At 71.7% G+C, this 13,346-nt stretch carries 12 protein-coding genes, 3 pseudogenes and 1 riboswitch; of the genes and pseudogenes, 7 read left to right on the top strand and 8 right to left on the bottom strand.

Features of this window, described 5'->3' with window-relative positions:
- Positions 1-98: 98 nt before the first annotated feature.
- Both ACFYWY_RS06770 and ACFYWY_RS06775 read right to left on the bottom strand, forming a co-directional pair.
- Positions 99-355: pseudogene (locus ACFYWY_RS06770) on the bottom strand (decaprenyl-phosphate phosphoribosyltransferase); the annotation flags it as partial.
- Positions 327-884, bottom strand: coding sequence for a phosphatase PAP2 family protein (locus ACFYWY_RS06775; RefSeq protein ID WP_389180802.1), 558 nt, complete (start codon positions 882-884; stop codon positions 327-329). The gene ACFYWY_RS06775 and the pseudogene ACFYWY_RS06770, both read right to left, overlap by 29 nt.
- Before the next feature lie 152 nt (positions 885-1,036).
- Between ACFYWY_RS06775 and ACFYWY_RS06780 the strand changes: the two are divergent.
- Positions 1,037-1,296: pseudogene (locus tag ACFYWY_RS06780) on the top strand (decaprenylphosphoryl-beta-D-ribose oxidase); the annotation flags it as partial.
- Positions 1,297-1,346: 50 nt separating this feature from the next.
- A pseudogene (locus ACFYWY_RS06785) lies at positions 1,347-2,101 on the top strand (decaprenylphospho-beta-D-erythro-pentofuranosid-2-ulose 2-reductase).
- Between the two features lie 33 nt (positions 2,102-2,134).
- On the opposite strand, the gene ACFYWY_RS06790 reads toward ACFYWY_RS06785, so the two are convergent.
- Both ACFYWY_RS06790 and trpS read right to left on the bottom strand, forming a co-directional pair.
- Positions 2,135-2,716, bottom strand: coding sequence for a 2'-5' RNA ligase family protein (locus ACFYWY_RS06790; RefSeq protein WP_389180805.1), 582 nt, complete (start codon positions 2,714-2,716; stop codon positions 2,135-2,137).
- A gap of 178 nt (positions 2,717-2,894) precedes the next feature.
- Positions 2,895-3,908 (bottom strand): tryptophan--tRNA ligase, encoded by a 1,014-nt coding sequence (trpS, locus tag ACFYWY_RS06795; RefSeq protein ID WP_389180808.1) that lies wholly within the window; start codon positions 3,906-3,908, stop codon positions 2,895-2,897.
- 46 nt (positions 3,909-3,954) lie between these two features.
- Here trpS and ACFYWY_RS06800 point away from each other — a divergent pair, with 46 nt between their 5' ends.
- From ACFYWY_RS06800 to ACFYWY_RS06810, 3 genes are all read left to right on the top strand, one after another.
- Complete coding sequence (locus ACFYWY_RS06800; protein ID WP_389180811.1) at positions 3,955-4,578, top strand: RNA polymerase sigma factor; 624 nt, start codon at positions 3,955-3,957, stop codon at positions 4,576-4,578.
- Complete coding sequence (locus ACFYWY_RS06805; protein WP_389180813.1) at positions 4,571-5,395, top strand: hypothetical protein; 825 nt, start codon at positions 4,571-4,573, stop codon at positions 5,393-5,395. The genes ACFYWY_RS06800 and ACFYWY_RS06805 overlap by 8 nt, the downstream gene beginning before the upstream one ends.
- A 97-nt stretch (positions 5,396-5,492) precedes the next feature.
- Positions 5,493-6,236: a hypothetical protein gene (locus tag ACFYWY_RS06810; protein ID WP_389180816.1), complete on the top strand. Its 744-nt coding sequence runs from the start codon at positions 5,493-5,495 to the stop codon at positions 6,234-6,236.
- Positions 6,237-6,395: 159 nt separating this feature from the next.
- On the opposite strand, the gene glyA is transcribed toward ACFYWY_RS06810, so the two are convergent.
- Positions 6,396-7,664 (bottom strand): serine hydroxymethyltransferase, encoded by a 1,269-nt coding sequence (gene glyA / locus ACFYWY_RS06815; RefSeq protein WP_389180819.1) that lies wholly within the window; start codon positions 7,662-7,664, stop codon positions 6,396-6,398.
- Positions 7,665-7,833: 169 nt separating this feature from the next.
- A riboswitch (ZMP/ZTP riboswitch) is annotated at positions 7,834-7,924 on the bottom strand.
- A 121-nt stretch (positions 7,925-8,045) separates the two neighbouring features.
- Between glyA and rocD the strand changes: the two genes are divergently transcribed.
- Positions 8,046-9,251: an ornithine--oxo-acid transaminase gene (gene rocD / locus ACFYWY_RS06820; protein WP_389180822.1), complete on the top strand. Its 1,206-nt coding sequence runs from the start codon at positions 8,046-8,048 to the stop codon at positions 9,249-9,251.
- A gap of 65 nt (positions 9,252-9,316) precedes the next feature.
- Here rocD and ACFYWY_RS06825 read toward each other — a convergent pair whose 3' ends face one another.
- Positions 9,317-10,498: a glutathionylspermidine synthase family protein gene (locus ACFYWY_RS06825; protein WP_389180825.1), complete on the bottom strand. Its 1,182-nt coding sequence runs from the start codon at positions 10,496-10,498 to the stop codon at positions 9,317-9,319.
- A gap of 18 nt (positions 10,499-10,516) precedes the next feature.
- Positions 10,517-10,810: a hypothetical protein gene (locus ACFYWY_RS06830; RefSeq protein ID WP_389180828.1), complete on the bottom strand. Its 294-nt coding sequence runs from the start codon at positions 10,808-10,810 to the stop codon at positions 10,517-10,519.
- A 145-nt stretch (positions 10,811-10,955) separates the two neighbouring features.
- On the opposite strand from ACFYWY_RS06830, the gene ACFYWY_RS06835 reads away from it, so the two are divergent.
- A complete protein-coding gene (locus ACFYWY_RS06835) occupies positions 10,956-11,804 on the top strand; it encodes a hypothetical protein (protein ID WP_389181515.1) in 849 nt (282 codons plus the stop codon).
- A gap of 113 nt (positions 11,805-11,917) precedes the next feature.
- On the opposite strand, the gene ACFYWY_RS06840 is transcribed toward ACFYWY_RS06835, so the two are convergent.
- Entirely contained in the window at positions 11,918-13,318 is a 1,401-nt protein-coding gene (locus tag ACFYWY_RS06840) for a PLP-dependent aminotransferase family protein (protein WP_389180831.1), read from the bottom strand.
- Positions 13,319-13,346 lie beyond the last annotated feature (28 nt).

Genomic DNA, 13,346 nt, shown 5'->3' on the forward strand with positions numbered 1-13,346 from the left:
GAATCGCAGGCAGGCGGCGAGGAACTCGGGCCACGGGAGGCGCGCCGCCGCTGCCCGCCCCGGCGCGGGCCGCACGCGGCCCCCCGGCCGCAGACCGCTCACAGATCGGCGACCGCCGGTCCGTACATCGCCGCCCACATCAGGCCGTTGACGGCGAAGGCCGGGTCGCGCAGCACCACGTCCTCGGGTGCGCCGGCCGCGCCCCGGTCCGCGAACACCGCGTACCGCGGCACCGCAGCACCGTCAGGATGAACGCGATCACCGACAGCTGCCGCCGGGACAGCAGCGCCTGGTCGCCCGGCCGCTCGATCAGCGCGGAGCCGCGCTCAGCCATCCCGTCCGCCTCCCGCTGCCAACGGAGCCAGGGGGCGTGTCATCCAGGCCGCGCCCATGCCCGCGGTCAGACCGCCGAGTACGGCACCGGCCGCGATGTCCGTCGGGTAGTGGACGCCGACGACGAGACGGGACACGCACATCGCGGCGGCCAGGGGCGGTGCGAGACGACGGCCGGCCGGGCGCAGCGCGCCGAAGGCCACGGCGGCCGCGCCCGCCGCCGTGGCGTGTGAGCTGGGGAAGGAGTGGCGGCTCGCGGTGCGGACGAGGGGCTCGCCGTGCGGGAGTCGGGGGCGGGGGCGGCGTACCGCCCGCTTGACGCCCATGCTCGCCAGATGCGCCGCGCCCACGAGGGCGGTGGCGCGCAGCCAGGCGCCGCGCCGCTCACGGTCGATCGCCATGCCGACGAGCCCGGTGGCGATCCAGAGTGCGCCGTGCTCGCCGCTGAGGGAGAGCGCGCGGGCGGCCGCGGCGATCCGCGGCTGACTGCCGCAGTCGCGCATCGCCGCCAGCAGCCGCCGGTCGGCGGCGGCACAGTCGACGTATCTCATCTGCCACCCCTTCTCATGAGTCAGGGGCGACTCTTCTTGGCGACCGGCGGACTTTCGCCGTCATTCTTAGATGACACTCGTTTAATCACCCATTTCGGCGAGTCCCCGGAGTACCGCAAAATGCGGGCATAGGTGGCGATACGGTCACGGTCATGGCTGCCGACACCCTCATCAGCGACGCACGTGGCAGTGCTGGTGCCAGTGCTGGTGCTGACGCCGGTCCTGAGTTCGTGTCCGTAACCGGATGGGGCCGGACGGCTCCGACGACGGCCCGTCTGCTGCGTCCTCGTACCCACGAGGAGGCCGCAGCAGCGGTACGGGAGTGGGCGCGCGCGGCGGCATCGCGCGCGGGCTCGGGCGGGCGTACGGCGACGCGGCGCAGAACGCGGGCGGAGCCGTGCTCGACATGACCTCTCCAGCCACTGACTTTCCAGCCATCCGACTTTCCAGGAGAACCGACCGATGAAGGACGCCTTCGGCAGCCCTCAGTCCCTGCTCGTCCTCGGCGGCACGTCGGAGATCGGCATGGCCACCGCCCGTCGGCTGATCGCACGCCGCACCCGCACGGTCTGGCTGGCGGGCCGTCCCTCCCCGGCCTCGACGGCGCCGCCGCCGAGCTCCGCAGGCTCGGGGCCGACGTCCGCACCGTCGCCTTCGACGCCCTGGACTGCGCCTCGCACGAGGAGGTGCTGAGCAAGGTCTTCGCGGAGGGCGACATCGACATGGTGCTGCTCGCCTTCGGCGTCCTCGGCGACCAGGCGACCGACGAGGCCGATCCGCCCGCCGCGGTCCGGGTCGCGCAGACCAACTACACGGGCGCGGTCTCGGCCGGTCTGGTGTGCGCCGGCGCACTGCAGGGCCAGGGGCACGGCTCGCTGGTGGTGCTCTCCTCGGTCGCCGGCGAACGCGCCCGCCGCGCCAACTTCATCTACGGCTCCAGCAAGGCGGGCCTGGACGCCTTCGCCCAGGGTCTGGGCGACGCGCTGCACGGGACCGGCGTGCACGTGATGGTCGTACGCCCAGGGTTCGTCGTTACGAAGATGACGGCGGGGCGCCCTCAGGCACCGCTCGCCACTACGCCAGAAGCGGTCGCCACGGCCGTCGAACTGGGGCTGCGACGCAGGTCAGAGACGGTATGGGTGCCGGGGGCACTGCGCGTGGTGATGTCGGCGCTGCGGCATGTGCCGCGACCGCTGTTCCGCAGACTGCCGCTCTGACGGTCCCGGACCGGGGGTCAGGGGTGGTGGCGGTCAGAGGGTGGTGGCAGGCTCGTCGACCGGGGATCCCTGGGCGGGAACAGCCGTGATGCCGCCGCCGAAGGCGTACTCGTGGAGCTTGCGCCACACGCCGTCCGCGCCCTGCTCGTACAGCGCGAAGGCGGCACAGGTCCAGGCTGCCTCGTACTCGGACAGCTCTTCGTACGCCCGGTCCATCGCCTCCTCGGCGATGCCGTGCGCAACGGTCACATGCGGGTGGTACGGGAACTGCAGCTCACGCACGAGCGGCCCGGACGCGTCCCGCACCCGCTTCTGCAGCCAGGAGCAGGCCGCCGCGCCCTCGACGACCTGGACGAAGACGACGGGCGAGAGCGGGCGGAAGGTCCCGGTGCCGGAGAGCCGCATCGGGAAGGGCCGGCCGGCCGCCGCGACCGCGGCGAGATGCGTCTCGATCGCGGGCAGAGCCTCGGCGCCGACCTCGGTGGGCGGGAGCAGGGTGACGTGCGTGGGGATTCCGTGCGCGGCGGGATCCCCGAAGCCCGCGCGCCGCTCCTGGAGCAGGCTGCCATAGGGCTCCGGGACCGCGATCGAAACGCCGAGCGTTACGGTCCCCACGTCGTTCTCCTCAGTCCTCGGTAGCTAGGTGTGCAGCCGCCAGTGTGGCGGCTGCACCACGTGTGTGGCCAGAGCCCTTGGACACGGTGATGATTCGGTGCCGATGCATCACGGACTCGGTTCTTCTGTCCTTCTCAGTCCCTCTCAGAAGGGACTCTCAGTCCCTCTCAGAACGGACTCAGTGCTTCGCGGGCAGGAAGCCCACCTTGTCGTATGCGGCGGCCAGCGTCTCGGCGGCGACCGCCCGGGCCTTCTCCGCGCCCTTGGCCAGGATCGAGTCCAGCGTCTCCGGATCGTCCAGGTATTCCTGCGTACGGGTGCGGAACGGAGTGACGAATTCCACCATGATGTCGGCCAGGTCGGTCTTCAGCGCGCCGTACATCTTGCCCTCGTACTCCGCCTCGAGCTCGGCGATCGTCTTGCCGGTGAGGGTGGAGTGGATGGTGAGGAGGTTGGAGACGCCGGGCTTCTCGACGGGGTCGAAGCGGATCACGGTTTCGGCGTCGGTGACGGCGCTCTTGACCTTCTTGGCGGTCGCCTTGGGCTCGTCGAGCAGATTGATCAGGCCCTTCGGCGTGGAGGCCGACTTGCTCATCTTGATCGACGGGTCCTGGAGGTCGTAGATCTTCGCGACCTCCTTGACGATGTGCGGCGCCGGGACGGTGAAGGTGTCGCCGAAGCGGGTGTTGAAGCGCTCGGCGAGATCACGGGTGAGCTCGATGTGCTGGCGCTGGTCCTCGCCGACGGGGACGGCGTTGGCCTGGTAGAGCAGGATGTCCGCGACCTGCAGGATCGGATACGTGAAGAGCCCGACGGTGGCGCGGTCGGTGCCCTGCTTGGCGGACTTGTCCTTGAACTGCGTCATCCGGGAGGCCTCGCCGAAGCCGGTGAGGCAGTTCATGATCCAGCCGAGCTGCGCGTGCTCGGGGACGTGGCTCTGGATGAAGAGGGTGCAGCGCTCGGGGTCGAGACCGGCGGCGAGCAGCTGGGCGGCGGCGAGCCGGGTGTTGGCACGCAGCTCGGCCGGATCCTGCGGCACGGTGATCGCGTGCAGGTCCACGACCATGTAGAACGCGTCGTGGGTCTCTTGCAGCGCCACGTACTGGCGGATCGCGCCGAGGTAGTTCCCGAGGTGGAACGAGCCTGCGGTGGGCTGGATACCGGAGAGCGCGCGGGGTCGGTCTGAGGCCATGTTCATCATTCTCTCAGGTGTGGAACCGATCCCCGGCCGCCGGTGTATGAAAGGTGTGAGGACGCGGGAGGGGACCCTGGAAGCGGGTCCGGAGGGGGGCCGCATCGTCGACGACGCCGCGGTGATCGCGCGGGTGCGCGCCGGAGAGCCGGAGGCGTACGCGGAGCTGGTGCGCGCCCACACGCATGTCGCGCTGCGGGCGGCCGTGGCCTTCGGGGCCGGTGCGGACGCGGAGGACGTGGTGCAGAGCGCCTTCCTCAAGGCGTACCAGGCGCTGGGGCGGTTTCGGGACGGTGCCGCGTTCCGTCCCTGGCTGTTGCGGATCGTGGTCAATGAGACGAGGAACACAGTGCGCTCGGCTGTGCGGCTGCGGGCGCTCGCCGGACGGGAGGCACTCCTGACCGGCTCCGAGCCGCTGATACCGGAGTCGGCGGACCCGGCGGTGGCGGCCCTGGCCCAGGAGCGGCGGACGGTGCTGCTGGCGGCGCTGGAGGAGCTGAGCGAGGAGCAGCGGCAGGTCGTCACCTACCGCTATCTGCTCGAGATGGACGAGGCGGAGACGGCCGAGGCGCTGGGCTGGCCTCGCGGCACGGTGAAGTCCCGGCTGAACCGCGCGCTGGCGAAGCTGGGACAGCTCATTCCTGGGAAGGGAGGTGAGGAGCATGAGTGACGAGGAGCCGCACGAGGCACTGGCTGGGGCGCTGCACGGTGAGGATCCGCACGAGGCCTTGCGCCAGGAGCTGCGCGGGCTGGGGCGCGGGATCACGATTCCGGACGTCGACGGCGAGACGATGGCCGAGCGGGTGCTGGCCCAGCTCCTCGCCGAGGCGGTGCCCCCGCCCGCTGTGCCGCGGCGGGCCGAGCGGTTCAGGCGGTGGACGCGCCGGCGATGGCGCGCACTGACGGTCGCCCTGTCCGGGGTCCTGGTCGTGCTGGTGCTCACGCCTCCGGTGCGGGCGGCGGTGGCCGACTGGTTCGGGTTCGGCGGGGTCGAGGTGCGGTACGACCCCACGATGCCGCCGCGGCCGGGGACCCAGCCGCCGTGGTGCCACGCGCCGGTGCCGCTGGCCGAGGCGGAGCGGCGCGCGGGATTCCGGGCGCGGGTGCCGGGCGGGCTGGGCGACCCGGACGCGGTCTCGGTGACCGAGGGGCCCGCGGGCCGGTCGGTGGTGAGCCTGTGCTGGAGCGAGCGGGGGCGGACGATCCGGCTGGACCAGTTCCCGGCGAGGCTGGACCTCGGCTTCGCCAAGCAGGCGCGGCTCATCCCGGAGTGGGTGACGCTGAGCGGCGGGACGGGGCTGTGGTTCGCCGAGCCGCATCTGCTGCGGTTCGGCATGACCGACGCCCGCGGCGAGGCGTGGACGCAGTCCGAGCGGACGGCGGGCCCGACGCTGCTGTGGATGGCGGCGGACGAACGGACGACGCTGCGGCTGGAGGGTGTGGCTCAGTTGCCGCGCGCGAAGGAGATCGCGGAATCAACGCGCTGAAACTGGGCGCGGGCGGGGTGGAACCTGAAGAGGGCGGGCGGTGTACCAGAGGTGACGCGGTACGGACGGGCCGTACCGGACGTCGGCTGGGGGAAGTATGCGACGGCGAAGTATGCGGCTGCTGGGTCGACTTGCCGCACTGGTGACGGTGCTCGCGTTGACGTGGGCCCTGGCCCCGGGCGCGGTGGCCGGAGGGCCGACCAGTGTGCTGATGACCTCTCCGGAGAGCGGCGCGACCGCCTCTCTCTACTACTCCGACAAGGACTACACGACCCTGCTGACGCTGCTGGGCGACGCTCCGGCCGAGGGACGGACGGAGCGGCCGCGGTCGCTGGACATGGCGGTTGAGGCCCGGCAGATCAATGTGACCTGGATGGTCCATGACGTTCAGCCGTGGCGCGTGGACCAGGTGTATCCGAGCGATCGGGCGGGCGTCGTCTGGATACACACGGCGAGGGAAATGGAGTCGCAGACGGGCTCCTGGCACCAGGCGCGGCAGCCCGCGAAGCTGAGCGGACTCTTCAAGAAGCTGGGCCTGATGGACAAGAAGACGTCCGGCGGGGCCGGGGTGGCGGAGTACCCGCCCGTCCAGGACGACGGGCAGGCCCAGGAGCAGGCCCAGGGGCAGAGCCAGAACGAGGCTGAGCCCGCGACAGCACCTGCCGCCGCGCCTGCGTCCGACACCACCACCGGCTGGTGGTGGGCGATACCCGGGCTGGCGGCCGGGGCGGCGCTGACCCTGGTGCTGCGGCCGCTGGCCTCACGGCTGCCCCGCCCGCCGTTCGGGCGGGGCGGCGGCACACCGGAGCCGGGACCGCGCCAGCAGCTGCTGGACGGCTAGGCGGAAGGGCCTGTTTCACGCGAACGCTTGTTCTCCGTCGCCGGACGGGCTGGATTTCTAGCCTGTCCGGCGACGGAGGACGGACCTGCGGGTCAGACCGCTGCCGGCCGGACCAGGTCAGCCATCGTGGTCATCGGCCACCGGTCACCGGTCACCGCACTAGGCGGTCAGCCCGGGCGCGGGGTACGTGGCCATCAGCTCGGCGACCTCGGCGCGAATCGCGGCCAGCGCGTCCTCGTCGCCCGCGCCGGCCGCGGTCACGCCCCGGTCGATCCAGGCTGCGACGGCGGCCATGTGCTCAGTACCGAGGCCGCGGGAGGTGAGGGAGGGGGTGCCGATGCGGACGCCCGAGGGGTCGAAGGGCTTCCTCGGGTCGTAGGGGACGGTGTTGTAGTTGACGACGATCCCGGCCCGGTCGAGGGCCTTGGCCGCCACCTTGCCGGGCACGTCCTTGGGGGTGAGATCCATCAGGATCAGGTGGTTGTCGGTGCCGCCGGAGACAAGGTCGAAGCCGCGGGCGAGGAGCTCGTCGGCGAGCGCCTTGGCGTTGGCGACGACCGACTGGGCGTAGGTGCGGAAGGAGGGCTGGGACGCCTCGTGCAGGGCGACCGCGATGGCGGCCGTGGTCTGGTTGTGCGGGCCGCCCTGGAGGCCGGGGAACACCGCCTTGTCGATGGCCTTGGCGTGCTCCTCGCGGGACATCAGCATCGCGCCGCGCGGCCCGCGCAGGGTCTTGTGGGTGGTCGTGGAGATCACGTCCGCGTGCGGCACCGGCGAGGGGTGCGCGCCGCCCGCGATCAGGCCGGCGATGTGCGCGACATCGGCGACCAGGACGGCGCCGGACTCGCGGGCGATCTCCGCGAAGGCCGGGAAGTCGATGGTGCGGGGCAGCGCGGTGCCGCCACAGAAGATGATCTTCGGCCGCTCCTTGAGGGCGAGTTCGCGCACCTCGTCGAAGTCGATGAGGCCGGTGTCCTGGCGTACGCCGTACTGGACGCCGCGGAACCACTTGCCGGTGGCGGAGACGCCCCAGCCGTGGGTGAGGTGGCCGCCCATCGGCAGGGCCATGCCCATCACGGTGTCGCCGGGTTCAGCGAAGGCGAGATAGACGGCGAGGTTGGCCGGGGAGCCGGAGTAGGGCTGGACATTGGCGTGCTCGACGCCGAAGAGGGCCTTGGCGCGGGCGATGGCGAGCCGCTCGATCTGGTCGATGTTCTGCTGGCCCTCGTAGTAGCGGCGGCCTGCGTAGCCCTCGCTGTACTTGTTCTGCAGCACGGTGCCGGAGGCTTCCAGGACGGCCCTGGAGACGTAGTTCTCGCTGGGAATCAGCCGAAGCGTGTCGGCCTGAAGCTGTTCCTCGGCGCCGATGAGGGCCGCCAGTTCGGGGTCGGCGGCAAAGAGTGCGGGGTGCTGCGGGGGAAGAGTCATAGTGTCCTCCGGGGCGATCCGTTGCTCGGTCGTGGTCCCGGGGTACGGCTCGGCATCCCCCGCCGGAGGCGGAGGGCGCGGGCCGCACCACACGGGACGTGTCCCGGGGTGCAACTCGGGGGTCCTCCCGCCCAAGGCAGAGGGCGAGCGGCACCACACGGGACGGGTCCCGGGGTGCCCAGGCGGGCGGCACCTCGTGTGATCTTCCGCGCGCGGTTCCCTCGGGGTCACTTCCCCGTACGCCAGTCGCCGTGCGTAGTGTCCAGCCTAGCGGCCACGCCCCACAGCAAGGTTTCTTCGTCCACCATCCGAGCGACGATAGAAACAGGGGCACGACCCCGCCCCAGCCGGATGCCTTGTCTCTACTTGAACGGAGATCCCGTGTCTGCAACGGAGAGTGCCATTGCCTCCGCGGAGGCGCACAGCGCGCACAACTACCACCCGCTCCCCGTCGTCGTCGCCTCGGCCGACGGCGCGTGGATGACCGATGTCGAGGGGCGTCGCTACCTCGACATGCTCGCCGGGTACTCGGCGCTCAATTTCGGCCACGGAAACCGCCGGCTGATCGACGCCGCCAAGGCGCAGCTGGAGAGAGTCACCCTCACCTCCCGCGCGTTCCACCACGACCGGTTCGCCGACTTCTGTACACAGCTCGCCGAGTTGTGCGGCATGGAGATGGTGCTGCCGATGAACACCGGGGCGGAGGCGGTCGAGACCGCCGTGAAGACCGCCCGGAAATGGGGTTACCGGGTCAAGGGCGTCCCGGACAACATGGCGAAGATCGTCGTCGCGGCCAACAACTTCCACGGCCGTACGACGACAGTGATCAGCTTCTCCACGGACCAGGAGGCGCGGGCGGACTTCGGTCCGTACACCCCGGGCTTCGAGATCGTTCCGTACGGGGACCTGACCGCGATGGACGCCGCACTCACCGAGAACACCGTGGCCGTGCTGCTGGAGCCGATCCAGGGCGAGGCCGGGGTGCTGGTGCCGCCGGCCGGGTATCTGGCTGGCGTACGGCAGATGACCCGCGAGCGGAACGTCCTCTTCATCGCGGACGAGATCCAGTCGGGCCTCGGGCGGACCGGGAAGACCTTCGCCTGCGAGCACGAGGGCGTCGTGCCGGACATGTATGTGCTGGGCAAGGCGCTGGGCGGCGGCGTCGTTCCGGTGTCGGCGATCGTCTCCTCCAATGCGGTGCTCGGCGTCTACCGTCCCGGTGAGCACGGCTCGACGTTCGGCGGCAATCCGCTCGCGTGCGCGGTCGCCCTGGAGGTCATCGCGATGCTGCGCACCGGCGAGTTCCAGCAGCGCGCCACCGAGTTGGGTGAGCACCTCCACCACGAACTGGGCCTGCTGACCGGCGGCGGCGCGGTGGAGACGGTACGCGGGCGCGGGCTGTGGGCGGGAGTCGACATCGCGCCGAGCCACGGCACCGGCCGGGAGATCTCGGAGAAGCTGATGGACCGCGGGGTCCTGGTCAAGGACACCCACGGTTCCACCATCCGGATCGCCCCGCCGCTAGTGATCAGCAAGGAGGATCTGGACTGGGGCCTGGACCAGCTGAGGGCAGTCCTGGGCGCGTAGATCGCGCTCCCGGACCGCCGCCGGGTCACCCCGGTTCGCCGCCGGTCACCCCGGTTCGCCGCCAGTCAGAGGATGACGTGGGGCAGGAAACGGGCGTACTCGTCCGTGACCAGCCCCGCCGATTCCCGGATGCCGAGCCCCGCCGCCTCGCCTTCGACGACCCAGGCGCCGAGCACCACGCGGTTGCCGTCGAAGTCGGGCAGCGGGGCCAACTCCTGGTAGCAGCACGCCTCTTCACGCAATACGGGACCGGCGCCCGGCTCGTGGACCGTGACACCCGCGCCCTCGCGGCCGAGCAGGGGCTTGGCGACATAGCCTCGCTCGGCGGCGAGTTCGCGCGGGCCGTCGAGATAGGCGGGGAGCAGATTCGGGTGGCCCGGGTTCAGCTCCCAGAGGATCGCCAGCAGCGCCTTGTTGGAGAGCAGCATCTTCCAGGCGGGCTCGATCCAGCAGGTCGTGCCGGTGCCGCCACCGTTGTCCAGGGTGTCGACGACGTGCGGCCCGAAGCGGTCGGTGACCAGCCACTCCCACGGATAGAGCTTGAAGCAGCTGCGTATGAATCGCAGCCGGTCGTCCACGAAGCGTCCGGAAAGCCGGTCCCAGCCGATGCGTTCCACCGAGAGCGCCTCGGTGGCGATACCCGCCTGCTGGGCCGTTTCGCGCAGATACGCGACGGTCATCAGGTCCTCGCCCAGCTCGTCCCCGTCGGAGTGAACGAAGTGCAGCGGCCCCGGCGGCAGCAGCGGGGCCTGCCGCTTCCAGGCATCGATGAGGCGTTCGTGGAGGGAGTTCCACTGGTCCGCGCCGGGGAAACGATCCTCCATCCAGAACCACTGCGGGCTGGCGGCCTCCACCAGGGAGGTGGGCGTATCGGCGTTGTACTCCAGCATTGCGGCCGGGCCGGTGCCGTCGTAGCGGAGGTCGAACCGCCCGTAGAGAGAAGGGAGTTCCTCCCTGCGCCGCCAGGACTCGGCCACCCGTCCGGCCAGCCGCCGGTCGGTGATGCCGAGGTCGGCGAAGCGGTTGTGCTCGACGATGTGCGCAGCCGCGGCCAGGCACATGGCGTGCAGTTCCTCGACGACCTCTTCCAGCGCCTCGATTTCGGGCAGCGAGAATTCGTAGTACGCGCTCTCGTCCCAGTACGGGCGCAGCGAGCCGTCCGGGTAGCGGGTCAGCGGGTAGATGAGGCCCTGTTCCTCGACGATCTGCTGCCAGCCGGGGCGGGGCTCGATGACGTGACGCTTCATGCTGTGTGCGCCCCGTACTCAGCCGCCGCCGGAGCTGGAGCCGCCGAAGCCCCCACTGTCGACGGCGGTCCTGTCGAAGCTGCCGCCGTCGACCCGGCCGCCGCTGACCCTGCCGCCGTAGTAGTACCTGGCGCTGCTGCCGTTCCCGTTCCCGTTCCCGTCGCCGTCGCACTCGTAGTCCGGCAGCACTTCATAGGTCACCGGGTCGACACACCGCTCGTCCGGCTCGGAGCCGCACGCCGTGAGCGTCGCGGCGAGCACCCCCATGCCGCCGAGCACAACCGTGCTCGACCTCAGCCTGCGTAGCGCCATCAGTCGGTCGCCCCCGTTCGAATCAAGCCATTGCCAGGCGACTGCCCGGCCTGTGAGCCGCCGGTCAGACTAGAGGGCCGCCTCGCGCGCTCGTAAACCCGGTCCGCCAACCCGCCTCATCTACAGTCGCTTTGTGCTCATTGGGATGATCTGTGCGCTCGGTTCCGCGGTCTGCTACGGCACGGCCTCCGTCCTCCAGGCCGTCGCCGCCCGCGCCGTGCAGCCGGGCACCGGCTCCGGCGTCGACCCGGCGCTGCTGCTCCGCGCGCTGCGGCAGTGGCGTTATGCCGCCGGACTCGCCCTGGACGGCCTCGGTTTCGTCCTCCAGATCGTCGCCCTGCGCTCCATCCCGATCTACGCGGTCGGCGCGGCGCTCGCCGCCAGCCTCGCGGTGACCGCCGTGGTCGCCTCGCGCCTGCTCCCTGTCCGCCTGAGCGGGACGGAGTGGGGCGCGGTTGCAGTGGTCTGCGCGGGGCTCGCGATGCTGGGCCTCGCCTCGGGCGCGGAGGGCGACCGCGCCGGATCCACCGCCCTGCGCTGGGCCATGCTCGGCGTCGCGCTCGCCGTCCTGATCGTCGGCGCGGCCGCGGGCCGCCTCCCCGACAAACCGCGCGCCCTGGTGCTGGGCCTCGGCGCGGGCTTCGGCTTCGGCGTGGTCGAGGTCTCGGTCCGGCTGATCGACTCGGTCGCGCTGCCCGATGTGCTGGCCAACCCGGCGTTGTATGCGCTGCTGCTCGGCGGCGGTGCGGCGTTCCTGCTGCTCACCTCCGCCCTTCAGCGTGGCTCGGTGACGACGGCCACGGCGGGATTGGTGCTCGGCGAGACGATCGGCCCGGCGCTGGTGGGCGTGGTGTGGCTGGGCGACCGGACCCGCGAGGGCCTGGCGTGGCTCGCTGTGGCGGGCTTCGCGGTGGCGGTGGCGGGTGCGCTGGCACTGGCCCGGTTCGGCGAGCCGCCCGCGGCGTCTGAGGTGCCCGAAGGTGCGGCTCCCTGAGCGGGGCTGTTCCCCACCCGGAGCCCGTCCGGCGATTGAGGACAACGCCCGAAGGGCGCTCGGGGGTCTGGGGGCTTGCCCCCAGACCCGCCCCCGGGCAAGCCGCCGCAGGCTCACGGCAGCGCCCGGCAGAGCGCGTCCAGCGCCCCCGCCCAGCTGCTGTCCGCGGGCGTCGCATACCCCACCACCAGCGCGTCCCTCCCGCGCGGCGCGTCCTTGTGCCGGAACCGCGAGACCCCCACCACAGCCAGGCCGTGCCACGCCGCCGCCTGGATCACGGAGTGCTCGGTGCCGGGCGGGAGTTCGAGCACCGCGTGCAGTCCCGCCGCGATCCCGCTGACCCGGATCTCCGGCGCGCGCTCCGCCAGCTCCCGCACCAGTTGGTCACGCCGTCGGCGGTAGCGCAGCCGCATCCCCCGTACATGACGGTCGTACGCGCCCGACGCGATGAACTCCGCGAGCGTCAGCTGGTCCAGCGCGCTCGACACCCAGTCGACTGAGCCCTTCGCCTCGAGCGCCTGGCCCACGAGGTCCTCGGGCAGCACCATCCAGCCGAGCCGCAGCCCCGGCGCCAGCGACTTGCTCGCCGTGCCCAGATAGACCACCCGGTCCGGGTCGAGGCCCTGGAGCGCGCCCACCGGCTGGCGGTCGTAGCGGAACTCCCCGTCGTAGTCGTCCTCCAGGATCAGCCCGCCCGTCCCGCGGGCCCAGTCGACGGCGGCCGCGCGCCGGTCGGGATGCAGCGCGGCCCCCATCGGAAACTGGTGCGCGGGCGTCAGCAGCACAGCGCCCACGCCGCGCAGGGCCCCCAACTCGCCTGTCTGCGAGCCGAGTTCGTCGAAGGGCAGGGCCGGGGTCCGCATCCCTGCCTCGGTCAGCAGGTTCCAGTGCACATCGAGGCCGTACGACTCGACGGCCACCTCGCGCACCCGCCGCCGCCTCAGCATCTTCCCCAGCAGCGTCAGCCCGTGCACAAAGCCGGAACAGATCACGATCCGCTCGGGGGCCGCATAGACGCCCCGCGCCCGCGCCAGATAGTCGGCCAGCACGGTACGCAGCTCGATGCGCCCGCGCGGATCGCCGTATCCGAATGCCTCGTGCGGCGCGGCGGTCAGCGCCCGGCGGGCCGCCTTGAGCCACTGCGCGCGCGGGAAGGACGCGAGGTCGGGGCTGCCGGCCAGCAGGCTGTACTGGGGGCCGCGCCGGGCCGGCGTCGCCTTGACCGAACCCGTCGCCGCTTTCCTCGGCGCGGCCCGCCGGGCGACCCGCGTACCCGAGCCCTGCTGCGCGGTGAGCCATCCCTCCGCGACGAGCTCGGCGTACGCGTCGGCGACCGTATTGCGGGCGATCCCCAGGTCGGCGGCGAGCGAACGCGAGGACGGCAGCCGCGTCCCGGGGGCCAGCCGCCCGCCGCGCACGGCCTCCCGCAGGGCGTCCATCAGTCCCGTGCGCAGGCCGGAACCGCGCAGTTCCAGATGGAGGTCGGCACCAAAAGTGGCCCAGGGATCCGTCATGGGAATGGACCATACTCGTGCGCCACCA

The sequence above is a fragment of the Streptomyces sp. NPDC002870 genome, assembly GCF_042888505.1.
In the GTDB taxonomy this organism is placed as follows: Bacteria; Actinomycetota; Actinomycetes; order Streptomycetales; family Streptomycetaceae; genus Streptomyces.